Genomic DNA, 21,802 nt, shown 5'->3' with positions numbered 1-21,802 from the left:
CTTTCGTCGTCAGCGATTCAAAGTACTTACCCGAATATCGTAAAAATGCTCATAAAAAATGAGAGAGTGTCGCAGCGGATTTTTCCCTTTCCGCAGTTGCCGATGAAGCGAGGGCGCCCTTCCGAACAGAAAGTGGGCGTCTCTGTCGCCCGGCAAAAGGCCGACGCGCGGTATCTTCAATGAAACTGCGGAACTGGAACCGCGTCCTAGCTGAACAGCGACTGGCGTTCGCCGGGAGAAAGCTCCTCGAGCGGATCGGCGGACGTATCGCCGGCTGCATCCTCGGCCCATTTCCGCTCCTCGTCGGCGTCGACCATCACGATGTCGTCGAGCAGGGGTGTCGGGATGACGGCCTCTTCGGAGGGGGCCGCATCGCCTCCGGCGGAACCGGAGGGGCGTTCGAACACATCGGCCGCGCCGAGATCGTCCTCGGATACCCCGTCCAGGCCTGCAAGCTCCGTCGGTGCCGCGTCGTCCGGTGTCTGAACGCCGCCATCGGCTTTCGCGAAAACGTCGGCTTCTTCTTCGGGCGCGTTTTCGGCGTCGGTGTTCCAGGAAACATCGCCGTCATCTTCATCGGTGCCATTGTCACCGTCGGCGGCGAACAGGGCGTCGATCTCATGTGCCTCGGCGGTCGCGCCGGCGAAGGCCGCGTCGGCCTGTTCCTGCGCGTTCATGGCGTTGTCGTCATGGTCCTCGACATCCGAGGATCCGGGGCCGAACATTTCATCGACGTCGTTCTGGTTGACGCCACGTCCCTCGAGCTGCGGCCCGTTGAGCAGGTGGGCGTCAGGGCGGCTGTCCTCGACAAGCTGGTGACCTTCGCTCTGGACGTCCTCGATGCCCCAGATGGAGATCATCAGGTTGATCCGCGATTCCAGATATTGCAACACCTGGACGATCTTCTGGGTGCGCTGCCCGGTCAGGTCCTGGAACGAGCAGGCCATGAAGATTTCGGTCGCGCGCGCGTCGATGTCGTCGCAAGCCGCTTCGTCCGCGCCGGATTCGCGCAGCGTCCAGGCGTGTTCCTGGATCGCTTCGGCGGCGGCGAGGATTTCCTGGGTCGCGCTTTCCGTCTTGGTGACGATGGCGTCGAGCTCGTTGGAGGCTTCGATGAAGCGGTTGCCGTCTTCCGCCTCGTGCTTGATGTTGGCGATCTCGCGCTTGGTGCGTTCGATCGCTTCCTGCATGTCCGCGATGTCGAGGCGGATGCGGTTGAGATCGGGCACCGTGCGGTCGCGCACCATCGCCTTCTCCAGCCGGCCGATTGCGTCGAGAACGACCTGCGTGTCGGGCTTTTGATGGCGACGCATGTATTCGTCGAGAAACCAGCGACCGCGGTCCGTCTCCGTCAGGGCCGTCAGGATCGCGTCGTAGTCGCTCTCCATCATCGCGCTGGGCGTGCCGTTTTCAGCCATGATCGTGATCCGCGTCGTGTTTTTCTGTCGGTCGGGGCGACTGCCGTGATCTTCCATGCATAATCGCCAAATCCTTAAAATCGGTATAGAAGACCGTCTCCCGCGCAATTCGGACCGGCGCCATGCCCCTGCGATTCCGGGTGGCAGCCCTTTTTGCCGCCTACTTCTTCGGCCTTGGCCTGTTTTTGCCGTTCTTTCCGCTCGTGCTCGCCGAGGCCGGCCTCGGAGCGGCGGAAATCGGCTCTCTTTTGGCCTTGCCGCTGCTGATTCGGCTGGTGGCGAACCCGCTTGTCAGCGCCCTGACGGACCGGTATCTGCGGCCCGGACAGGCAATCGCGATGCTGTCTGCGGTCGCCTGCGCCGGCTTCGGCGGATTGTTCTGGACGCAAGGGTTCTGGCCGACCGCGATCCTGCTTGCCGCCACGTCGCTTGCCTGGGGGCCGCTGGTGCCGATCAGCGATGCGCTGGCTGCCCGCGTCCAGCGGCAGGGCGACGGCGACTACGGCCGAATGCGCCTTTGGGGCTCGATCGCCTTTGTCGTCGCCAATCTCGCCGGGGGCCTTCTGGTCGCGGGCTGGACATCGTCGGTGGTGCTCGGCGGCATCCTCGCTGGCCTTGCGGTTTCCGCGGTGATTGGCTGGTATCTTCCGGTGCGGCGGCTGCGCGACGAACCGGCACGGGAGCAGGAGCCCACCGCCGGCGCAGCGCGCGGCGCGGATGCCCTTTACGCGCCAGCCTTCCTGATCGTCATCGCGGCCGTCGGCCTGGTTCAGGCAAGCCACGCGGCCTATTACGCGTTTTCGGCGCTCTACTGGTCGCGGGCCGGGCTGGGCGGGACCGAGGTCGGTTTGTTGTGGGGGCTCGGCGTTCTGACCGAAATCCTGCTGTTTTCGATGGCGGGCCGCATCGGGGCATGGATCGGAAGCGGCGGGCTTTTGGCGCTCGGGGCGGCGGCGGCCGTGGTGCGCTGGCTCGTCTTTCCGCTGGCGCTCGATCCTCTTGCCATCATTGCGATGCAGTTGTTGCACGGGCTGACGTTCGGAGCGACGCATCTGGGCGGGGTTGCCTATGTCGCGCGCATGGCACCGCCGCAATGGGCCGGCACGGCACAGGGCGTCGCGTCGACCGTCGTCGGGGTGATGAGCGCGGTCGCGACCGCGCTTGCCGGTGTGCTCTATGCGTCGGGCGCGGCGCCGGCGTTTTTCGCCATGGCCGGACTGGCTGGTCTCGGCGGCGTGCTGCTTTGCATCAGCCTGCTGTGGGGCCGCCCGCGCGGCTAGCGGCGGGGCTTCTCGCGAAGGAGCGCCCCGCCTGTCGGCGGGATCAGCCCCATAGGTCGGGGACCGGGGGGGAGATCAGGCTGCCGGAAAACACCAGCCCGGGCTTTCGGTCGCGCTCGAGCAAGAGCGGCGCGTCGAGGTCGACATAATCGGCCTGTTGCGCGGGAAGCGTTGCCGGGGCCATCGCAAGCGATGTGCCCAGCATGCAGCCCACCATGACCTTGAAGTCCATGGCGCGGGCTTTCTCCAGCAGGACAAGCGCTTCCGTGACACCGCCGGTCTTGTCGAGCTTGATGTTGACCGCGTCGTAGAGCGGTGCCAGTCGCTCCAGGTCCGCACTGGTGTGCAGGCTTTCGTCCGCACACACCGGGATCGGTCGCTTCAGGGTTGCCAGACTGCCGTCGCTGTCCGAGGGAAGCGGCTGTTCGATCAGCTCCACGCCGGCGGCCGCGCAGGCGGCCATGTTTTCGGCAAAGGTCTCCGCGCTCCAGGCTTCGTTCGCATCGACGATCAGCCGCGCCTCGGGGGCGGCGGCGCGCACCGCCGCGATGCGCGCGGGATCGCCTTCGCCGCCAAGCTTGACCTTGAGCAGCGGGCGCTCTTTCGCCTTTGCCGTGTCGGCGGCCATCTTGTCCGGCGTTCCGAGGCTGATGGTGAAGGCTGTCAGCATGTCGCGGGGAGCGTCGATACCCGCACAGGCAAACGCGGAGATGCCGGAGCGTTTGGCTTCGAGATCCCAGAAGGCGCAATCGAGCGCATTGCGCGCGGCCCCGGCGGGCATCGCCTGCTGCAGGCCCTCGCGCGTCAGGCCGCGCTCGATCTCCGGCCCCATCCTGGCGATGTCCGCCATGACGCCCTCGACGCTTTCGCCGTAGCGGGCGTAAGGCACGCATTCGCCCCGGCCCACATTCGGCCCTTCGGCAAGCGTGACGGTCACCACATGGGCATGGGTGCGGCTGCCGCGCGCGATTGTGAAACCGCCGGCGATCGGCCAGCTGTCGGTCTGGACGTCAAGTGCAATCGTCATGGCGCGCCGAACTCGCTTTCCAGCCGCACGACGATGCTCTCGCAGCCGAAACGCACCGGATCCGTTGCCGGCAGGTCGTAGTCGGCCGCGATTTCGGCCAGGCATTTCTTCGCGTCTTCCTCGGACAGGGCCGCGGTGTTGACGCAGATCCCGACGCAGCGGATTTCCGGGTTGGTCAGCTGACCGCAGGCAACCGTCATGTCGATGACCTGGCGAATCGTCGGCAGCGGTGTGTCGACGCCCCGCATCGTGGTGCGGGTCGGTTCGTGACAGACCACGAAGGCATCCGGCTGCGAGCCGTGCAGCAGGCCGAGCGTCACGCCGGCGAAAGAGGGATGAAACAGCGAGCCCTGCCCCTCGATCACGTCCCAGTGGTCGGGTTCGGCGGCCGGCGAGATCCATTCCGCAGCACCCGAGATGAAGTCGGCGACGACCGCGTCGAGCGACACGCCGCGCCCGGAAATGAAGATGCCGGTCTGGCCGGTGGCGCGGAAGTCGGCGTCATGGCCGCGCTCGCGCATGGCATGTTCCAGCGCAAGGGCCGCGTATTTCTTGCCGACCGAACAGTCGGTGCCGACGGCGAGCAGGCGCTTGCCGGTGCGCTTCGTCCCCTTGCCGGTGTCGAAACGGATTTCCGAATGGCGCACGTCGCGCAGATGACGGCCGGTGCGGGCCGCCGCGTCGCGGATTTCCGGAACGTCGGCCAGGCGCATGTGCAGGCCGCTGGCGACGTCCATGCCCGCATCCAGTGCCGCGACGATGGAGGCGACCCAGTGGTCGGGAAGCACACCGCCGGCATTGACCGCGCCGATGACCATCGTGCGGGCACCGGCACCGGCGGCTTCTTCCGGCGTCATGTCGGTCAGGCCGGCGTCGGCGGCGCAGCCCTCGAGCCGATGCTGGCCGATGCACCAGTCGCGGCGCCAGTCGACGATGCCCAGGCCGGTCTTGGCGGCCAGCGCATCGGGCACATCGCCGAGAAACAGCAGATAGGGATGGGCGATTTCCATGAAAGTGCTCCTGTGTCGAAGACAATGCGGCGTGGGTTGCGCGGGGAAGAATGAGGCTTCGACGCAACAAGGGGATGCCGAATGCCCTGTCCGTGCCAGTCTCCACAAGCCGATCTGGACGCTGACGTTGGCCGCAAGGTATACGTGGCGCATGGGACGCTCGGCAAGGGGGTGTCGCCGGTGTGTCAGCGAGACGGCGCCGGGTGCAGGGGAAGCGACGAAGCGCGTATGACGATTCACCCGGTCAAGGACATGCCGACGCTCACCGTCGAGGAGACGGACGACCTCTGCCGGATCGTTCCCGCCGGCGCGTGGACGATCCACGAGAGCGCCGCAATGGAGGCGCAACTCGCCGAGCTGAAGCTTCCCGACGGAGTGCGGCCGGTGATCGATTTCTCGCAGATCACCACGCTCGACACCGCCGGTGCCTGGCTCCTGCACAGGTTTCGGGGCGATCTCGATTATCGGGGCGTGCGCGTCGATCTTGAAAACCTCCGCCCCTCCCATCGTGTTCTGCTCGGCGAGGTCGAAAAGCACCATCCGCCGCCCTGGAAGCCCGAGCGGCGCCCGGCCTCCCTGGTCAGGATCCTGGAGACCACCGGACGCGAGGTCGTGGAAATCGGCAACGACGTGCGTTCGGTTCTGCATATCGTCGGGTCGCTGGTCAGCGTGTTGTCCGGTGTTTTTCTTCGGCCGCGGTCGCTGCGGTTGCCGTCCATCGCCAACCAGTTCGACCGCACCTGCATCGGTGCGGTTCCCATCATCCTGATGATGAGTTTCCTGATCGGCGCGATCATCTCGCAGCAGGGCGGGTTCTATCTTCGCCAGTTCGGCGCGGAGGTCTATGTTGTGGACCTTGCCGGCGTTCTGGTGTTGCGCGAGCTCGGCGTCATCCTGACCGCGATCATGGTCGCGGGCCGCTCCGGGTCCGCCTTTACCGCCGAAATCGGCTCGATGAAGATGCGCGAGGAAATCGACGCGCTGCATGTCATCGGCCTCAGGGTCACCGAAGTCCTGATTCTGCCACGCCTCCTGGCGCTTATCCTCGCGATGCCGGTGCTGACGTTTCTGTCCAACATCGCCGCGCTGTTCGGTGCGGGCCTCGTCAGCTGGTTCTATCTCGACATGGCGCCGCGCGTCTTTCTCGACCTGATGCAGGTCGCCGTCACGATCGACACGTTGATGGTGGGGCTGGTCAAGGCGCCCTTCATGGCGCTGATCATCGGTCTCGTCGCCTCCGTGGAGGGAATGAAGGTCGGCGGTTCGGCCGAGTCGCTCGGCAAGCACACCACCTTGTCCGTCGTGAAGGCGATCTTCATGGTGATCGTCGTCGACGGCCTGTTCGCCATCTTCTTTTCCTCGATCGGGATCTGAATGTCTGACGCCGCTCCGCCCACCGAATACGATACGGACCGCGACGCCGCCGAGGTGTCGGCCTTGTCCAAGCCGAGCGACGAGGTGATCCTGCATGCGCGGGGCGTGACCGTTGGCTTCGGTTCCACCATCGTGCTCCAGGATCTCGACCTCGACGTCTACCGGCGCGAGATCCTCGGCTTCGTCGGCGGGTCCGGCACCGGCAAGTCCGTCCTGATGCGCGCGATTCTGGGGCTTACGCCGCGCCGTGCCGGCGAGATCGAGGTGTTCGGCACCAATCTGGAGACGGCCTCGGACGCGCAGCGCCACGCCGTGGAGCGCCGCTGGGGCGTGCTGTTTCAGCAAGGCGCGCTGTTTTCCTCGCTGACGGTCCGGCAGAACATCCAGGTGCCGATGCTCGAGCACATGCGCATGTCCGACCGGCTGATGGACGAACTGGCGCTTTTGAAGATAGAGATGGTCGGCCTGCCGCGCTCGGCCGCCGACAAGTTTCCCTCGGAACTGTCGGGCGGGATGATCAAGCGCGCCAGCCTGGCGCGGGCGCTGGCGCTCGATCCCGACCTCGTCTTTCTGGACGAACCGACCTCCGGGCTCGATCCCATCGGCGCGGCCGCCTTCGACGACCTGGTGCTTAAACTGAGGGAGACGCTGGGGCTGACGGTCTATATGGTGACCCACGATCTGGACAGCCTGCATTCCATTTGCGACCGCGTCGCGGTATTAGGGGAAAAGCGGGTGCTGACCGCGGGCCCGATCGAGGAGCTGATGCGCTTCGACAACGACTGGGTGCAGGAATATTTCAATGGCGTTCGGGCGTTGCGACGCGTCTGACCGGGCGGGCTGGACTGAGGACTTGAGGTAGGAATGGAAACCCGCGCGAACTATGTGGCGATCGGCGCCTTCGTGTTCGTCACGATGTTCATCGGCTTTGCCTTTATCTACTGGCTTGGCAGCCGGTCGGAGGGACCGCGCGCGCTTCCCGTCAAGGTCATCTTCAACGGTGCGGTGACGGGCCTGTCCGTGGGCGGATCGGTCAATTTCAACGGCATCAAGGTCGGCGATGTCGGCTCGCTCGGGTTCGATCCCAAGGACCCCTCGGTGGTGATTGCCACCATCCGGGTCAATCCGACCACGCCGCTGCGCGCCGATGTCAAGGCGACGCTCGGGTTCCAGACGCTTTCGGGCATTGCCTATGTCGAGCTGTCCGGCGGGTCGCCGACATCGCCGCTGCTGCTGGATCCGGATGCCGAAAAACCGCCGGTGATCCATGCCGAGCGCTCCGCCTTCGAGGATATCGTCGAGGGCGCGCGCGACATTCTCTCGCGCGCCGACACCACGCTTGCCGCCGTCGAGCGCGTCGTGGAGGACAACCGCGACGACATCAGCGACATCATTTCCAACGCGCGGGTGTTTTCCGAAGCGCTTGCCAAGAACGCGGATGGCGTCGACACCTTCATGTCGAGCGTCGCCAGCACCGGCGAGGCACTGCAACAGCTCTCCGGACGGCTGGAGGGGCTCGTCGACAGCGCCACCGAGGTCGTTCAGGCCATCCCGCCGGAAAAGGTCACGCAGATCGTCGACAATGCCTCCCAGATCACGGCCAAGGTGGCCGGGGCGGCGGACGGTCTGACAAAGCTGATCGCCGATGCGGAAAAGGCGGCCAGCGATCTGGCGACGTTCACCGTCGGGCTGAACGAAAGCCTCTCGGAGTTCGACAAGGTCGTTACCGCGATCCGTCCCGAGGCGATTGCCGAGATCGTCGACAATGTCGCCGCCTTCTCCAAGGTGCTTGAGGATCGTTCCGACGACATCGACCGGCTCGTGGTGTCTTCCAGCCAGACCATGGAAAACATCGAGGCGGTGACCGCCATCGCGGTCGATCGCGAGAGCGACATCCGCGCTGTCATCGCAGACGCGCGCAAGATCTCCGACAAGCTGATCGGCACTGTCGAGCACGTCAACGGCATCCTGACGGCGGTCGATCCGCTGCGGGTGGAAAACGTGATCGCGTCGGTGGATCGCGTGACGTCGGGGCTTGCCGGGCGCACCGACACGATCACCCGCGCCATCGACCAGGCCGGGACGGCCGTCGACAATGTCACCGAATTCTCCGACAGCCTGAAGGGCCGGGGACCGGACATCGACCGCATCATTTCCGACGCCGAGGAGCTTGCGGCCACGCTGAACGCGACAGGTACGCGCGTGCAAGGCCTGGTCGCCAAGGTCGAGGCGATGGTCGATGCCGACGGCGAGGGGCTGATCACGGAAGCCACCAAGGCCGCCAGCGCCATTCGCAAGGTGGCGGATACGCTCGCCGAGCGCGTCGGGCCGATCACCACCGGACTTGAAAAATTCACCGTGCGCGGCTCGGCCGATTTCTCCGCCGCCATGGCGCAGCTCAACCGTACTTTGCTGGAGATCCAGCGCGCGGCAAGCAGTCTCAACAGCAATCCGCAGCGGGTGATCTTTGGCGGGTCGGACACACCGACCTTCGACGGAGCAAAGCGCCGATGAGCCGCGCGGACGGACGAGTGCCGACAGTGACGGCGGGCGCATGGGCGACAGATGTCGCGTCAGCCGTTACGGTGAAACCGAAAAACGCATATGCAACGCCACGGGGGCGCAAGCTACGATGAGTTTCGCAAGGATCTCGGCCGCCATCGTCGGCATGGCCCTGCTGATTTCGCTCGGCGGCTGTGCGGCCAACAACACGCCGGAGGCCTATTACGGGCTGAGCGCACCGACCGACCTGGAGACGCAGACCCGCTCCCGCTCCGGCGCGCGACAGGTGCTGGTGCCGGAGCCGCGCGCGCTGCAGGCGCTCGACACCGCCAATATCGCCGTCGTCGACGACGGCCCGGTCTACACGTACTTCCCCAAGGCCGCCTGGACGGACACGCTGCCCAAGGTGGTGCAGGCCAAGATGGTCCGCGCGCTGGAAAACACCCGCGGCCTGCGCGGCGTCGGCCTGCCGGGCGAGGGGCTCTTGATCGACTACCAGCTCCAGACCGACCTGCGCGCCTTCGAGCTGCGCGTCGACGGCCGCGACCGCGCCGTGGTCGAAATCATGGCGCGCCTCGTCAACGACCGCAACGGCCGCACCCGCGCCAGCCGCATCTTCCGCGCCGAGGCGCCCGCCAAGAGCACAAGCGTGCGCGACGCCGTCTCCGCGATGAATGCCGCCGCCGACGCGGTCCTGCGCGAAATGTCCGCCTGGGTGCTCGGGAACGTTTGAGGGGGGGCTGGTGACGGAGGAGGGTGCATGGCGCACTCGTATCTGGTCGCGCTCGCGACCGTTGCAATTTTTCAAGAAAACTAATGAACGCACTGCGGATGAGGTAATCAAGACACCGCTCTGTGTCGCCGGAAAAGATAAGTTGGGTGCTGACTTCTGCAGTGTGTAGCGCGAATCATCGAGATTCACTGCAAACGGACCTCGAAAAACCAGCCGAGGCTACTTTAACTTTTCTAGCATTGCTGAGCCTATCGTAAAATGGCTTCAGAGAGAGCTATGGAGATGGTGTCCAGGATGCTGCTTGCGCTTAAGTGAAGAGCAAGGGTAGCTTGGTTACATCGATCTGCCAGGCATAGCGTCACAAGAACTTTATCGCTTTAACCGTTCTACGCTCGAAATTTTGGGAACCAGAATGAAGATCATCGGTCACGGCAAAGACCTCCGCTCGGACACAAAAATCGTCTACGCGCAAGTGACGCCAAACGAGTACCTAGATATTGTCGGAAGCGACTATGGAAGTTTTGCAATTCAGAGAAAGCGCGAGACGCATAAGGCGTATGGTAGACTAAAGGACGATATTCGCCTTGGCGCCTCGTTGCCAACGATAACGCTAGCTCTAAAACCGGAATACGTTTCGAATGCTGAAAGGGTTCTTGAGAATATAGAAGAGTTGACTGATTTTCTTTCGAAGGCGGGGCGTTGTAATATTCTGGATGGATTGCAGCGAACCTATATTCTCGATGACTTGAAAAAGGAAAATTTTGAGTTCCTAGAAGGTCAAGAGCTTTTGTTGGAAATATGGATAGAGAGCGACTTAGAAAAGCTAGTATATAGAATTATTGTTCTGAATGCAGGGCAGAAACCTATGTCTGCAAGGCATCAGATTGAGCTCCTATTCGCTTCTCTGCATAGTGCTATTGAAGAGGAAATTGGAAACGTCAGTCTTGTAACCGAGAAGGATCAAAGACGGAGACGGAAGTCGAGGATTTATCCTCTGCAGGTGATCATATCCGGATACCAGGCATTTGTTTCTGGCACGACAGAGTTGAATAAAGATAACCTTATTTCTCAAAAACTACAGGTTGATAGCGCGCTCGACATGGGTGAAGAGAGTATACGGGAGCAATTCTCAGAATTCATCGATTACTTTAAGATCTATGCTGAGCTCGATGAGCAGGTGTTTAGGGTTTATTCAGGAGTCGCCGGTGGGGGCGACGATGACGAAGAAGAAAAGTCTAATCTTCGCTCACCGCATTGGCTAACGAGCGAAAACACTTGTATATCGTTCTTCGCATCCATCACTCAATATGCTGGAAACGGAAGCGTCGAAGTAAGTGCCGAAAAGAGTCGGCGAACAAAGGTGGCCTTGCAGGAATTAGTCAGGAAATTGTCGAACTCAGAACCGGGCACTGATCCCCTCCAGCTCGAAGCTCTGGACGCAATTCGAATGGGCAAGAGCGCTCGGAAGGTCAATGTTGGAACTTACACTCGTAGGCTTTTAGCAAATGGGCTGAAGGAGGTTTTCAGGGCTGAGGGCGATATTCAATTGTCTGCCGCTTGGAATTTGGCCGCTGATTAATGGACGCGCAAGAGCTAGAGGATGTCTTCCTGTCGGATGAGTTTAATGAAATCTTTGGCACTCAGGAAGATTTCGATCCTAAGGAAGTTGTAGATCACGAAAATTATTTAGAAATTGCAAGCTCCGGGGTGTTTCCGGTGCGCGCAATTTCTTCAATGCGCGACAGAAGCGTGACGAATGTGGACGTGCGTCATGAAGATTCTCGAGATTTGGGGCAGCTTCTTTTGCTCAAGGGGAAAGTTGTCGAAAATTTTTACTCTCTATCTTCCACAGAATTTTTAGCGTATTTGGCTGATGTTCCACAACAAGAATTTGGAGAGCCTGGGTATACATTTTCAAGTGACTATCTTGTAACGACAGATGTTCCGCCGGCTGAATACGACCAGGAACTTAGAGCGACTTCTGACATTTGGGGCGGCTTTAGCCACTATGTGAAGCCTTCAAATGTGAGTATTGCGTTTGAGAGTATAATCGCAAGCTCTAGGATTTTGATCCCATCCGAGCATCACTCCGAAGCTTTCGCAAGATACACATTCGCCCAGAATCCGTTTGAGAGGTTCTTGCGCCTATATCAATGCGTTGAGCTCCTCTTCGATACAATCACGGTTCTCAAGATCAAGAAACTGAACGCGGACATTCGCGACCTATCCGTAATTCTATCAGCTCATGGGACCAAGGAAGTTCATCGACTAGTCTCTATATCGTACGATTTCATCTACGACCACGAGCGCCTGGCTGAAAAGCTCACGCTAGTCTCTGGGTATGAGGGGCTGGCAAAGACCATTTTTGATGAGCATTCTAAAGACGGCAATCCAATTCCACCTTCCTCAAATCCTCCGCGGTGGTCGAGCGTAATAAACAGCTTGGGTGCGGGGCATTTTAACGAACACGATTTGAAGGTAAATAATACTTTAAAATCACAGGAGGACTATAAGTCTTTCATTTCGAAGCTCTCAGCGTATTGGATATACAGGGTTAGATGTTCCATCGCGCATAGTAGAATTGGGGAGTTCATATTGACCGAGTCGGAGGCTGATTTCGTCAGGTGCTTTGCGGAGCCTCTCTTGCTCGAGTTTTGCTCGCAAGTATTCTCATCGCAGGCCTTGAAGGACATTTGGCAGCCTGAAGCAGCGTCAGCTTCATGACAGCGAAGGGCTGGCTCCAACCCTTAGCTGCCCACAGTCTGTCTTCCCCCAATCTCTACCACCAATAAAAAAAGCGCGGCCCCTTTCGGAAGCCGCGCCTTCTTTCGTTTCGGTGCGTCGCCCTTGTGAGGCGGATCAGTCCAGACGGCCGCTGGCGTGGGCGAGCATCGTGTAGACCTTGCCGGTGTCCGACGTGAGATACGTCTGGCTCATGATGTTGTCGCGGTCGTTGCGCGACACCTGGGCCAGAAGCTGCTCGAAGTCGGTCAGATAACGGTCCACGGCGGCGCGGAACTCGCCGTCGCGGGCGTATTTCTGCCGGATCTCGTCGAAGGTCTGCTGACCCTGAAGCGTGTAGAGACGGCGGGTGAAGACATGCCGTTCGCCGCGCTTGTAGCGGTCCCACAGGTCGATGAAGGTCTCGTGGTCGATGGCGCGCGCAATGTCGATCGACAGCGAGTTGAGCGATTCCACCATCTGCAGCGGCGAGCGCGCCGCCTCGTCGTCCTGGCTGTCGGTGTCCTCGTCCTGCGAGGCGCGACGCAGCAGGTCTGAGACCCAGCCCTTGCCCTGCGGGGCGGAGGGCAGGGGGCTGCGGGTGTCGCCGCCCTTGTTCGGCGTCTGCGGCTCGAAGTCGCTCAGCGTCTTGCGGCGCAATTCGCCGCGCAACTCTCCGCGCTGCTGTTGGGGCGCCGGCTGCTGCGCGGCGGGTTGCTGCGGCGCCGGCTGCGGGGCCGAACGCGGTGCCGGCTCGGCCGGCTGGCGGGCCACGGAGGCAAGCGTTGCGCCGCCCGTTCCACCGGTTGCTCCGGCCGCGACCGTGCGGTCCCCGGCACGCGAGGTGTCGAGCGCGTTCGACTGGCGGGCGACGATCTCCGAGAGTTCGGACAGCGCGCGCACCTGCTCGCTCACCACCTTGCGCAGGGCCGAGGTGGACTGTTCCGCCTCTTCCGGCAGATCGAGAATGCCGCGCTTGAGCTCCGTGCGGGTCTTCTCCAGCTCGCGGTGGACGTCGCGGGCGACGTCGCGCATGCGTGTGGTTGCCTCGGTGAAGCGTTCGGAGGCTTCCGACAGGGTGCTCGACATTTCCGCGACCACATCGTCCTGCGCGGCACGGACCGCCTCGCGGGCCTTCTGGCCCTCGAGACCGGCCGACATGCGCATGGATTCGAACTGCTCGGTGACGGCCGCCGTTGCGGCTTCCGCGGCCGAGGTCAGCTGGCGGGTCACGTCGCGGCTCTTGCCGTCGGCGTTTTCCAGCATCTCCTCGAGCTGCTTGGAGAAGCCGCGCATCAGGCTGTCGACGGCTTCCGTCTTTGCCAGAAGCGTGTCGGCGACATCCTCGATGGCGGTCTTGCGCTCGCCGACGCGGCTTTCCACGGAGCGGTCGACTTCTTCCAGATGCTTGGCGGCATCGGTGAGATGGCGACCATGCTCTTCCAGACGCCCGGCAAGGCTCGACAGGTCGGACAGGACCGTGTCGGAGACCTTTTGCAGCACGCCGGTCTGTTCGGTGAGCGTGGAGGTCGAGCTGGTCGTCTCCGTCACCGCCCGGTCGATGGCCGTGCGGAACTCGCCCGCACTGCGCGACAGCGAGGTTTCCACCTTGCCGAGGTTGTCGTCGGCGTTGGCGAGCACATCGCTCAGCATGGTGTTCGACTGGTTGAGACGATCCAGCAGGCCGGTGATGTCGCTTTCCAGCTGCGACTTGGTATGGGTGAGGATCTCCGCCGCCGACGCGCTGCGCTCGTCGAGCCTGGAGACCAGATCGTCGCCGGCTTCCACCAGCTTGCGGGTGGCGTCCAGTCCGGTGCGGGCGAAGGTGTCGGTGACGTCCTTGCCCTTGACGGTGATCGCCTCGAGGATTGCGTCATGCACCTCCGAGACACGACCGGTGAGGTCGTTGGCGCGCTGCTCGATGGCCTCGACAAGCGCGTTGCCGTCGGTGCTGACGAGACCGGCAAGCGTGCCGGAGCGTTCCTCGAGCGCTGCATTGAGCGCTTCGGCACGCGCCACCAGATCGTCGGCGACCGCGTTGCCGCGTTCCGACAGGAGGTCGGCTGCCGCGCGCACCGCATTGGCGACCTGCGAGCGCACGCCATCGGCCTCGCCGGCCACGGTGTTGCGGATTTCCTCGATGGTGCGGGCAAGCACCATGCGGGCCTGCTCGCTTTCCGCGTTGAGCGTGCCGGAGACTTCCTGAACCGTGCGGGTGATCTCCTCGCGCGCCTTTTCGCTCTCGGTCCCGAGCGAGCCGTTCATGTCGGTCAGCGTGCCGACGAACATGGCCCGGGCCTTCTCGCTTTCGGCGGCAAGGCTGTGGGCGGCCTCGCTGATCGCGGCGAACAGAAGATCGCGGATCTTCTCGCTTTCGCCCGACATGGCGCCGGAGGCGTTGTTGAGGGCCTGGACGATGGCGTCCGCCGCCTTTTCGCTCTCGCTCTGCATGGCGCCGCGCGCCTCGCCGACCGAGCCGAGCACGATCTGGCGCAGGCGTGCGCCTTCGCCCTCGAGCTTGCGGGTGGCTTCATCCAGCGTGACCTCGACGGTCTCCTTGAGCTTGCCGCTCTCGCCGGTCAGCACGCCGGTCAGACGCTCCACCGTGCCGCCGGCCTCGGTGAGAACCTCCGACAGGGTGAGGCGTGCGCGTTCGCTCTCGCTCGTCAGCGTGCCGGAAATGGCCGCCAGACGGTCGGCGAGGATGCGTTCCAATTCGGCCGAGCGGTTGTCGAGGGTTTCCGCGACCTCGAACACCTTGGAGCCGAGCGACACGTTGATCTCCGCGATGCGGTCGGACAGCGTGTCGGTCAGGTCCTGGCTCTGGCGTGACAGCACCTGGCCGGCATCGGTCAGGCGCTGGTCGAGCGAATTCGACATTTCGGTCTGGCCGTCGACGAAGGCGGCGGCGATCTCGCGGGTCCGTGCGACCAGTGTCTCGCTGATCTGGCGGGCACGCGCGTCCAGTGCCTGGTCGATGCGGTCCGTGCCGGTCGACATGGTTTCGGCCAGATGCTCCGCCTTTTCCGACATGGAAACCGCGGCCAGTTCGACCTTTTCGCCGATGGAGGCCTCGAAGCTGACGAGGTGACGCTCGATGGTCTCCCCGATGGCTGCGGAGCGGTCGGACAGGTTGGTGCCGATTTCCTCGGCGCGCGCGCTCAGCGAGGCGCCGACTTCGTCGACCTTGTTGGACAGCTGGATGGTGATCGCCTCGGAGCGGTTCTCCAGCACGTCGGAGAGCGCGACGGTGCGTTCCGAAAGCGTCTTTTCGAACTGCTCCGTGCGGTTTTCCAGCGTGACCGCGAGCTTGCCGATGCCGCCGTCGAGCGTTTTGTCGAAGCCGTCGATGCGCTGGTCCAGCGTCTCGGCAAGCGTGGAGGAGCGCAGGTCGAGCGTCTTGCCGAAGCCGTCGATGCGCTGGTCCAGCGTCTCGGTAAGCGTGGAGGAGTGCAGGTCGAGCGTCGAGTTGAGCGATTCGATGCGCCCGTCGAGGGTCTCGCCAAGCTCGCGCGAACGACTGTCGACGGAGGCGACAAGCGCGTCGCCGCGTTCGCCGATGAGGTGTTCCATCTGCTCCAGGTGGCCGCTCAGGCTGAGTTGCAGGGTGCCGCCGCGCTCGGCAAGCGTGGCGTCCAGCCGGTCGCCGATTGCGTTCAGGTCGCCGGCGACGCGTTCGCCGCGCGAGCCGATGAGGTGGGCAAGCTCGGTGCCGGTCTCCGACAGCGTGCGGGCAAAATCGGACGTCTGGGACGACAGCGACGTGGTGAGCGCGCTGGAGGCATCTTCCAGCGAAACGCGGAAGGCGTTCGTCTGGTTGTCGATGATCGTCGCGATTTCCTTGCTGCGCTGCTCGAGGCGCTCGTCGAGCGCTTCGCCGTTGACCGAGATCGCCTCGTGGATCTTGTCGCCGACGGAGCCGAGCCGGTCGGCCAGTTCCGTGCCGCGCACGGTGATCGTCTCCGACAGGCTGCCGGCGGTTTCGTCCAGCTTGGAGGCGATTTCGCCGCCACGCAGCGACAGGTCGACCACGATGCTCTCGCCGGTGCCGCGCAGGATTTCCGCCACTTCCTCGGTGCGCGAGGACAGCGTCTCGACGATTTCCGCGCCCTTGACGGAAATGGTGTCGGTCACTTCCTGACCGCGCAGCGAAATGCTTTCCACGACCCGGTCGCCGGTTGCGGCGAGCGAGGTGTCGAGGCCGGTGACGCGGGTGTCGAGGGTCGACAGCAGGTCCTCGGTGCGGGTGGTGATCGTGTCGATCAGCTTGCCGCTGGTGAGCGACAGGCTGGCGGTGATCTCCTCGCCGCGGCTGGTGATGGTCTCGCCGACGCTCTGGCCGGTCGTGGTGAGCGCCTCGGTGATTTCCGAGCCGCGCAGCGACAGCGTGTCGACGATGGAGGTGCCGGTGGTGGCGAGCGTCTCGTTGATCTGGTCGCCGCGTTCGGTGAGCGTGGTGAACAGCGAGGTCGAGGTCTGCTCGAGGCGGTCGTTGATCTCAGCGCCGCGTGTGGTGAGCGTGTCGACGAACTCGGTCGCGGTGGAGGAGAAGCGGTCGTTGATCTCCGTGCCGCGGCTTTGCAGCGTTTCGGCGAATTCCGAGCCGGTGCGCGACATGTTCTCGACGAGGTCGTGGCCGGTGCCCGTCAGGCGCTCGACGTAGGTTTCGCCGTGGGAGGCGAGATTGTCGATCAGCTGGCCGCCGGCGGTGTTGAACGTGTCGGTGATTTCGCGCACGCGTCCGTCGACGGTGGCGGTCAGTTCGCCGACGCGCGAGTCGATGGCGCCGGTCAGGCGTTCGGTGGCCGTGTCGGCGATGGAGCTGATCTTGTCGGACGTGGCATCCAGCTGCGCTGCGAGGCTTTCATGCGCGCCGGTGATGGAATCGCGGACGCGATCGGCGTTGGAAACCACGGCTTCGCGCTGGGTCACCAGTTCGTCGATCAGCGAACGGATCTTGAGTTCATTGTCATTGTAGGAGCGTTCGAGCGAGGACACCTCGTTGTGTACGAGAACCTCCAGCTCGCTGGCGCGGGCAATCGCGCGCTCGATCCCGTCGCCCATGGCGGCGACTTCGCGACGGATCGCCTGGCCGACGCTGAGAATGGATTCCTTGGCGACATCCTCCGGCTCGGCCAGCCGCAGCGCGACTTCGGTCATGCCGCGCGCGACGATGCGCATTTCCTGGGCACGGAAGATCATCAGCGCCATGGCCCAGAAGAAGAGCACCGGCACGACGACCGCAACGGCGATCAGGATGAGCGAAGGCGAGGCCATGATGTCGTTGGCGGAGCCGACCGCCGCGACTTCGGCGGAAAAGGCGGAGGACGCGAGCCACCAGCCGCCGGCAATCCAGAGAATGCTGAGCGCGAGGGAAAACCAGAAAGGCGCCGAGGTCGGACGGCGCTGCAGGGCGTAGATCAGGTTGCCGATGGAGCGACGGTCGTCGTTGGCCGCCGATGTCGGTCGCCCGCCGCCGCGTCCGCGGCGGTTGCCGGAGCGGTTCGATTCCGGTTTGGCCGGGAGCGGCCCGCTTTCCGTGGCGCTGCTGTCCGCCGGGCGCGCGCTCGCATCGCTGCCCGCCGACGCGGTGGCGGCCTGCTGTTGGGTGTCGTCGCCGAAATCGATTTTCAGCGCCTCCTCGACTGCCGAAAGGGCAGCTTCGGCGGGATCTTTCGCCTTCGGGGGATTTGCCATCTTGAACTCGCCTCGCGTCCGTACTCGTTACACATCGGGTGACACGGCGCTTCTGGCGCCGCGAGACCTTGCACGGCACCACGGTTTCGGCATTCCTGCCGAAATCGAAAATCGTCGGGCGTGACCTTGGAAGCGTTGAAGGTCGGCCTCTGACCTTGGAACGCAACTCGCCCGAACTTGCCGCACCACCAAAGCTAATGACACAATCCACGCCCTGGAACAAGAATTTGCAGAGTCATGACAAGGAGATGGGTGGCATGAACGAGGGGAGGAAAGAGGCTGTCCGCGCGTCGTCGAAGCGACGGGTTGCAGGTCATGGCGCGATCAAAAAGCCGACACGGGCACAGGCGGCGTGGCTCGCGCGCGGCCTGTCGCAGGCCGGTGGCAAACTGCCGCTGTTCGATGCCGACGGACGCCGGATTTCGGAAAAGACGATCCGTGCCTGCATGGCCGCAGGCTGGGCAGAGCCTTGGTTTTCCAACCCAATCAAGCCTGACTGGCTCGTTTGCCGGCTGACGGATGCGGGGCGCGCGGTGGTGTCTGTTCGGCCCTCCTAGGCGCCTGCCGTGCCCGCCTGGCGGAGGCGGGAGCGGGGTCTGCCCTGGGCCGCCGGACCGTGACCACCGGACCGGTTCACGGCGGATCGAGACAATTCGTCAACGCGCGTTAACCAAAGATTCACTTTGTTGGACGGCCGTGGCCGGCGGGACGCCGATTTAACCCGATTTTCGTCATTTTTGCCGAGGCTTGCACTTGACACCGCGTTGCATTTCATCGGCACGCGGGCGCTGGAAACGCACGGAAGGGCAGCGGCGATGATGCAGGCAATGGCCACGAGCGAAACGAAGGAAGCGGCCGGGACGGGACCGGTCGATCTGGTCCATCTCCGCCGTCACACCCTCGGCAACCGCGATCTGGAGCGCGAGGTGCTTCGCCTCTTCGCCCGCCAGGCCGAGATCGCCATGCAGCGGATCAAGACGGTCACCGATCCGGCGGTGCTGCGGGAGAATGTGCACATCGTCAACGGATCGGCGAAAGGGGTCGGTGCGTGGAAGGTGGCGGATCGGGCGGATGCGGCCGAGCGCGCGTTGATCGACGGCAAGACGCCCGATCTTGCGCCCTTGCGCGCCGCGATCGAGGAAGCGGGCTTTTACATCGACGGTCTGCTGGAAGGCTGACGCGCCCTGCGTCACGGCGGATGCTTCGGGCGCGCAGCGCTTGACCTTTGGCGATGAACGGTTATGTCGGGATCGAACCGCATCCTTTCTCATTCATGCCGAGACCGTTCGCCCATGCCCAAGATCACCTACATCACCTCCGACGGCGCCGAGACTGTGGTGGAGGCCCCTGTCGGCTCCACGGTGATGGAAAACGCCATCAAGAACATGGTTCCCGGGATCGAGGCGGAATGCGGTGGGGCCTGCGCCTGCGCCACCTGCCACGTCTATGTCGATCCGTCCTGGGCCGAAAAGACCGGCTCGCCGGAGCCGATGGAAGAGGACATGCTGGACTTTGCCTATGACGTCCAGCCGACCTCGCGGTTGTCCTGCCAGATCAAGGTCAGCGATGCGCTCGACGGTCTCGTGGTGCGCGTCCCCGAACGCCAGGCCTGACGACCCCGTTATCGCGATGCGGCGCGCCGGGCGGTCATTCGGCCGGCGCCGGTGCTGCGCGTGAAAACAACGGCTCCACCTCGTGTCCGTCGTCCGGATCGCGCGGCACCATGCGTGCCAGCAGCAGGCTGACGAAGGCCATGGCCGCGCCGATCAGGAAGACGGCCGCCGGCGAGACCAGCCACACGAGGCCGAAAATCACCGGTATAACCACCGCCGCGATGTGGTTGATGGTGAAGGCGACGCCCGCTGTCGGCGCGATGTCGGCCGGATCGGCGATCTTCTGGAAGTAGGTCTTCATCGCGATGGCGATGGCGAAGAAGGCGTGGTCGATCACATAGAGCGCGCCCGCCAGCGTCGCGTTGGTGACGAAGGCATAGGTCACGAAGACGCCGATCAGCCCGATGTATTCCAATGTCAGCGCCGTCCGCTCTCCGACCTTGCCGATCCACGAGCCGATCTTGGGCGCGAGCACCATGTTGATTGCGCCGTTGAGCAAGAACAGCCCCGCGACCTCGTGCACGTCGTAGCCGAAGCGCTCGACCATCAGGAAGCCGGCGAAAACGGTGAAGATCTGCCGTCGCGCGCCGCCCATGAAGGTCAGCGCGTAGTAGAGCCAGTAGCGCTTGCGCAGGACCAGCGACTTGCGCTGCGGCACGCCCTCGCGAAACTGGGGAAAGGCGACGACGAGAAAGCCGACCACGGCGAGCGTCAGCAGCCCGGCGAAGAGGAAGACGGTGGAGAAGCTGAGCTGGAACGTCTTCCAGGCGACAAAGATGAGGCCGTAGGCGACCAGCTGGGCGAAGGCGCCGACCGCGATGATCTTGCCCATCCCCGCGGCGGCCTTGTCCTTGGGCAGCCACTGCAGCGACAGCGACTGGTTCATCGTCTCGTAATAGTGAAAGCCGACCGACATCACCAGGGTGGTCAGGTAAAAACCCCAGGCGGTCGGAAAATAGCCGGTTGCCGCGACGCCGACGCCAAGCAGCGCCAGCGAGACATAGGCGAGCGTCTGTTCGCGCATCACCAGCAGCAAGTAGATTGCGGTGAAGGCGAGGAAGCCGGGGATCTCGCGGATCGACTGCTGGATGCCGATCTCGCGGCCGGTGAAATCCAGCTCGTGCACCGCGAAATTGTTCATCAGGTTCCACCAGGCAGCGAAGGAAAGCTGCATGGCGGCGGCCATGATCATCAAGAGCATCAGCGGCGAGCGCCAGCCGGTGCCGGTGGGAACGCCCGTGGACGGCGGCGATCCCGGGAGACCCGCGCCGGCCTCCCGCGCGGCGGCGGCGGGAACCGGAGAGGGAGCGGCGGGGGCGGAGCGGTCTGACATCGGTCTCATCCGTTGGAAAAGGCAAGGTGGGCGTTGAAAAAGGCAAGGCGGGCGTTGAAAAAAGGCAAGGTGGGCTCGCCGCGTGCGGACCGCGTCCGGGCGGTGCCGGAGAGGACGCGGCGACGGGCCGTGTTGCTCTTGTCTATCGCGGCTCGAGCGATGCGTGTTATCGCTATTTTGTCAAATTATGTCGGTGAAGCGACGGCTCCATGGCTGACGACGGCGAGATCGTCGTCGCTTTTTCCGCCCGGATTGAAACCGGTCCCCGAGCGATAGCTGAAGCCGGTGACGCTGCTGCCGAACATCACCAGCCGTGCATCGGCATGGCCCGGCGGGGCAAGGATCAATGATTAGTCCAAGTATTCCATCGGGATCGGCGGGTAGCCTTCCCAGATTTCCACGCTCTTCCCCTCAATGTCTGTAAATATGGAGACTGTCTCGACCGGTTGGAATATGTCCGGACGAGACAGAAGGAAGCGGAAGACCGGATGGTTGATGTCTTCCACGCCGATGTCGACGAGCACCGTGTCCATGGAAGAGTCTGGGTAACGCGGCGAATAGCTGTCGTTGTCGTTGTCGTCGTCGTAGAGGACGTTGTCGATGACATCTATGCGGATTCCGTGAACCCTGGGCGGGGGATAGCTCCAATAGTCCCCATATTCGACGTCGCTGTCTTCCTCGAATGCGATGCCGGTTTCGCGTTCGATCAGATCGACGATCTCTTCCTGATCGGTGGTCCCGGTCTGATAGATGGCGTAGGCTCGAAAGCGCTTTTTCATGGGAGGATCCTGTAGGGGCCGCGCGTGGCGAGGAAGTTCCAGTCCCGGTAGATCATGATGGACACCTTGCGACCGCCTATTCCACCAAGAGTGGCCAGCATAAGGTCAAGCTCGAGTGTTTTGGCAACATCCGACCCCGGTTCAATTGGTTCCGTACGGCCTCCCGCTGCGCGGCTGTGCGCCTACCGTCAAGGCCGCCTCGTAAAGATGCGGGCTGACGACGGCGAGATCGTCGTCGCTTTTCCCGCCGGTATCGAAACTGGTCCCCGAGCGATAGCTGAAGCCGGTGACGCTGCTGCCGAACCTCACCAGCCG

17 protein-coding genes are annotated in these 21,802 nt (G+C 63.4%); 10 read left to right on the top strand and 7 right to left on the bottom strand.

What is annotated here, in order from left to right:
- Positions 1-206: 206 nt before the first annotated feature.
- Positions 207-1,418, bottom strand: coding sequence for a protein phosphatase CheZ (locus G572_RS0113280; protein WP_029058898.1), 1,212 nt, complete (start codon positions 1,416-1,418; stop codon positions 207-209).
- Between the two features lie 122 nt (positions 1,419-1,540).
- Between G572_RS0113280 and G572_RS23790 the strand changes: the two genes are divergently transcribed.
- Complete coding sequence (locus G572_RS23790; RefSeq protein WP_051242351.1) at positions 1,541-2,698, top strand: MFS transporter; 1,158 nt, start codon at positions 1,541-1,543, stop codon at positions 2,696-2,698.
- Between the two features lie 43 nt (positions 2,699-2,741).
- Here G572_RS23790 and dgcA read toward each other — a convergent pair whose 3' ends face one another.
- Together dgcA and dgcN are read right to left on the bottom strand one after the other, a co-directional pair.
- Complete coding sequence (gene dgcA / locus G572_RS0113270; protein WP_029058897.1) at positions 2,742-3,725, bottom strand: N-acetyl-D-Glu racemase DgcA; 984 nt, start codon at positions 3,723-3,725, stop codon at positions 2,742-2,744.
- Positions 3,722-4,735 carry an N-acetyltransferase DgcN gene (gene dgcN / locus G572_RS0113265; RefSeq protein WP_029058896.1) on the bottom strand — a complete coding sequence of 338 codons (1,014 nt, stop codon included), beginning with the start codon at positions 4,733-4,735 and terminating at the stop codon, positions 3,722-3,724. The genes dgcA and dgcN overlap by 4 nt, the downstream gene beginning before the upstream one ends.
- A gap of 228 nt (positions 4,736-4,963) precedes the next feature.
- Here dgcN and G572_RS0113260 point away from each other — a divergent pair, with 228 nt between their 5' ends.
- From G572_RS0113260 to G572_RS26275, 6 genes are all read left to right on the top strand, one after another.
- On the top strand, positions 4,964-6,109 hold the full coding sequence (locus G572_RS0113260) for an ABC transporter permease (RefSeq protein WP_029058895.1): 1,146 nt from the start codon (positions 4,964-4,966) through the stop codon (positions 6,107-6,109).
- Positions 6,110-6,940 (top strand): ABC transporter ATP-binding protein, encoded by an 831-nt coding sequence (locus G572_RS0113255; RefSeq protein ID WP_084650124.1) that lies wholly within the window; start codon positions 6,110-6,112, stop codon positions 6,938-6,940.
- 33 nt (positions 6,941-6,973) lie between these two features.
- On the top strand, positions 6,974-8,623 hold the full coding sequence (locus G572_RS0113250) for an MlaD family protein (protein ID WP_029058893.1): 1,650 nt from the start codon (positions 6,974-6,976) through the stop codon (positions 8,621-8,623).
- Between the two features lie 118 nt (positions 8,624-8,741).
- Positions 8,742-9,344: an ABC-type transport auxiliary lipoprotein family protein gene (locus tag G572_RS0113245; protein ID WP_029058892.1), complete on the top strand. Its 603-nt coding sequence runs from the start codon at positions 8,742-8,744 to the stop codon at positions 9,342-9,344.
- 412 nt (positions 9,345-9,756) lie between these two features.
- On the top strand, positions 9,757-10,923 hold the full coding sequence (locus G572_RS0113240) for a hypothetical protein (protein WP_051242349.1): 1,167 nt from the start codon (positions 9,757-9,759) through the stop codon (positions 10,921-10,923).
- A complete protein-coding gene (locus G572_RS26275; protein WP_156884608.1) occupies positions 10,923-12,068 on the top strand; it encodes a hypothetical protein in 1,146 nt (381 codons plus the stop codon). Before G572_RS0113240 ends, G572_RS26275 begins: the two co-directional genes overlap by 1 nt.
- A 135-nt stretch (positions 12,069-12,203) precedes the next feature.
- On the opposite strand, the gene G572_RS0113225 is transcribed toward G572_RS26275, so the two are convergent.
- Positions 12,204-17,762: an apolipoprotein A-IV repeat region-like domain-containing protein gene (locus G572_RS0113225; RefSeq protein ID WP_029058889.1), complete on the bottom strand. Its 5,559-nt coding sequence runs from the start codon at positions 17,760-17,762 to the stop codon at positions 12,204-12,206.
- Positions 17,763-17,800: 38 nt separating this feature from the next.
- Between G572_RS0113225 and G572_RS26550 the strand changes: the two genes are divergently transcribed.
- From G572_RS26550 to G572_RS0113210, 3 genes are all read left to right on the top strand, one after another.
- Positions 17,801-18,319: a hypothetical protein gene (locus G572_RS26550; RefSeq protein ID WP_208979112.1), complete on the top strand. Its 519-nt coding sequence runs from the start codon at positions 17,801-17,803 to the stop codon at positions 18,317-18,319.
- A 270-nt stretch (positions 18,320-18,589) separates the two neighbouring features.
- On the top strand, positions 18,590-18,940 hold the full coding sequence (locus G572_RS0113215) for an Hpt domain-containing protein (RefSeq protein ID WP_156884606.1): 351 nt from the start codon (positions 18,590-18,592) through the stop codon (positions 18,938-18,940).
- A 114-nt stretch (positions 18,941-19,054) separates the two neighbouring features.
- Positions 19,055-19,375, top strand: coding sequence for a 2Fe-2S iron-sulfur cluster-binding protein (locus tag G572_RS0113210; protein ID WP_029058886.1), 321 nt, complete (start codon positions 19,055-19,057; stop codon positions 19,373-19,375).
- 34 nt (positions 19,376-19,409) lie between these two features.
- Here G572_RS0113210 and G572_RS0113205 read toward each other — a convergent pair whose 3' ends face one another.
- From G572_RS0113205 to G572_RS0113195, 3 genes are all read right to left on the bottom strand, one after another.
- Positions 19,410-20,708, bottom strand: coding sequence for an MFS transporter (locus G572_RS0113205; protein ID WP_208979111.1), 1,299 nt, complete (start codon positions 20,706-20,708; stop codon positions 19,410-19,412).
- 185 nt (positions 20,709-20,893) lie between these two features.
- Positions 20,894-21,055, bottom strand: coding sequence for a hypothetical protein (locus G572_RS26270; protein ID WP_156884604.1), 162 nt, complete (start codon positions 21,053-21,055; stop codon positions 20,894-20,896).
- Positions 21,056-21,058: 3 nt separating this feature from the next.
- Positions 21,059-21,487 carry a hypothetical protein gene (locus G572_RS0113195; RefSeq protein ID WP_029058884.1) on the bottom strand — a complete coding sequence of 143 codons (429 nt, stop codon included), beginning with the start codon at positions 21,485-21,487 and terminating at the stop codon, positions 21,059-21,061.
- Positions 21,488-21,802: the final 315 nt, after the last annotated feature.

Origin of the sequence: Stappia stellulata DSM 5886 (genome assembly GCF_000423705.1) — a bacterium.
GTDB classification, from domain to species: Bacteria; Pseudomonadota; Alphaproteobacteria; order Rhizobiales; family Stappiaceae; genus Stappia; species Stappia stellulata.
The sequence above is the reverse complement of the archived record's forward strand: the minus strand, read 5'-3'. Positions and strand labels throughout refer to the sequence as shown.

Coding starts and splice junctions, on each gene's coding strand:
- G572_RS0113280 (WP_029058898.1), bottom strand. CDS start 1,418: ATGGCTGAAAACGGCACGCCCAGCGCGATGATGGAGAGCGACTACGAC.
- G572_RS23790 (WP_051242351.1), top strand. CDS start 1,541: ATGCCCCTGCGATTCCGGGTGGCAGCCCTTTTTGCCGCCTACTTCTTC.
- dgcA (WP_029058897.1), bottom strand. CDS start 3,725: ATGACGATTGCACTTGACGTCCAGACCGACAGCTGGCCGATCGCCGGC.
- dgcN (WP_029058896.1), bottom strand. CDS start 4,735: ATGGAAATCGCCCATCCCTATCTGCTGTTTCTCGGCGATGTGCCCGAT.
- G572_RS0113260 (WP_029058895.1), top strand. CDS start 4,964: ATGACGATTCACCCGGTCAAGGACATGCCGACGCTCACCGTCGAGGAG.
- G572_RS0113255 (WP_084650124.1), top strand. CDS start 6,110: ATGTCTGACGCCGCTCCGCCCACCGAATACGATACGGACCGCGACGCC.
- G572_RS0113250 (WP_029058893.1), top strand. CDS start 6,974: ATGGAAACCCGCGCGAACTATGTGGCGATCGGCGCCTTCGTGTTCGTC.
- G572_RS0113245 (WP_029058892.1), top strand. CDS start 8,742: ATGAGTTTCGCAAGGATCTCGGCCGCCATCGTCGGCATGGCCCTGCTG.
- G572_RS0113240 (WP_051242349.1), top strand. CDS start 9,757: ATGAAGATCATCGGTCACGGCAAAGACCTCCGCTCGGACACAAAAATC.
- G572_RS26275 (WP_156884608.1), top strand. CDS start 10,923: ATGGACGCGCAAGAGCTAGAGGATGTCTTCCTGTCGGATGAGTTTAAT.
- G572_RS0113225 (WP_029058889.1), bottom strand. CDS start 17,762: ATGGCAAATCCCCCGAAGGCGAAAGATCCCGCCGAAGCTGCCCTTTCG.
- G572_RS0113215 (WP_156884606.1), top strand. CDS start 18,590: ATGGCCACGAGCGAAACGAAGGAAGCGGCCGGGACGGGACCGGTCGAT.
- G572_RS0113210 (WP_029058886.1), top strand. CDS start 19,055: ATGCCCAAGATCACCTACATCACCTCCGACGGCGCCGAGACTGTGGTG.
- G572_RS0113205 (WP_208979111.1), bottom strand. CDS start 20,708: ATGTCAGACCGCTCCGCCCCCGCCGCTCCCTCTCCGGTTCCCGCCGCC.
- G572_RS0113195 (WP_029058884.1), bottom strand. CDS start 21,487: ATGAAAAAGCGCTTTCGAGCCTACGCCATCTATCAGACCGGGACCACC.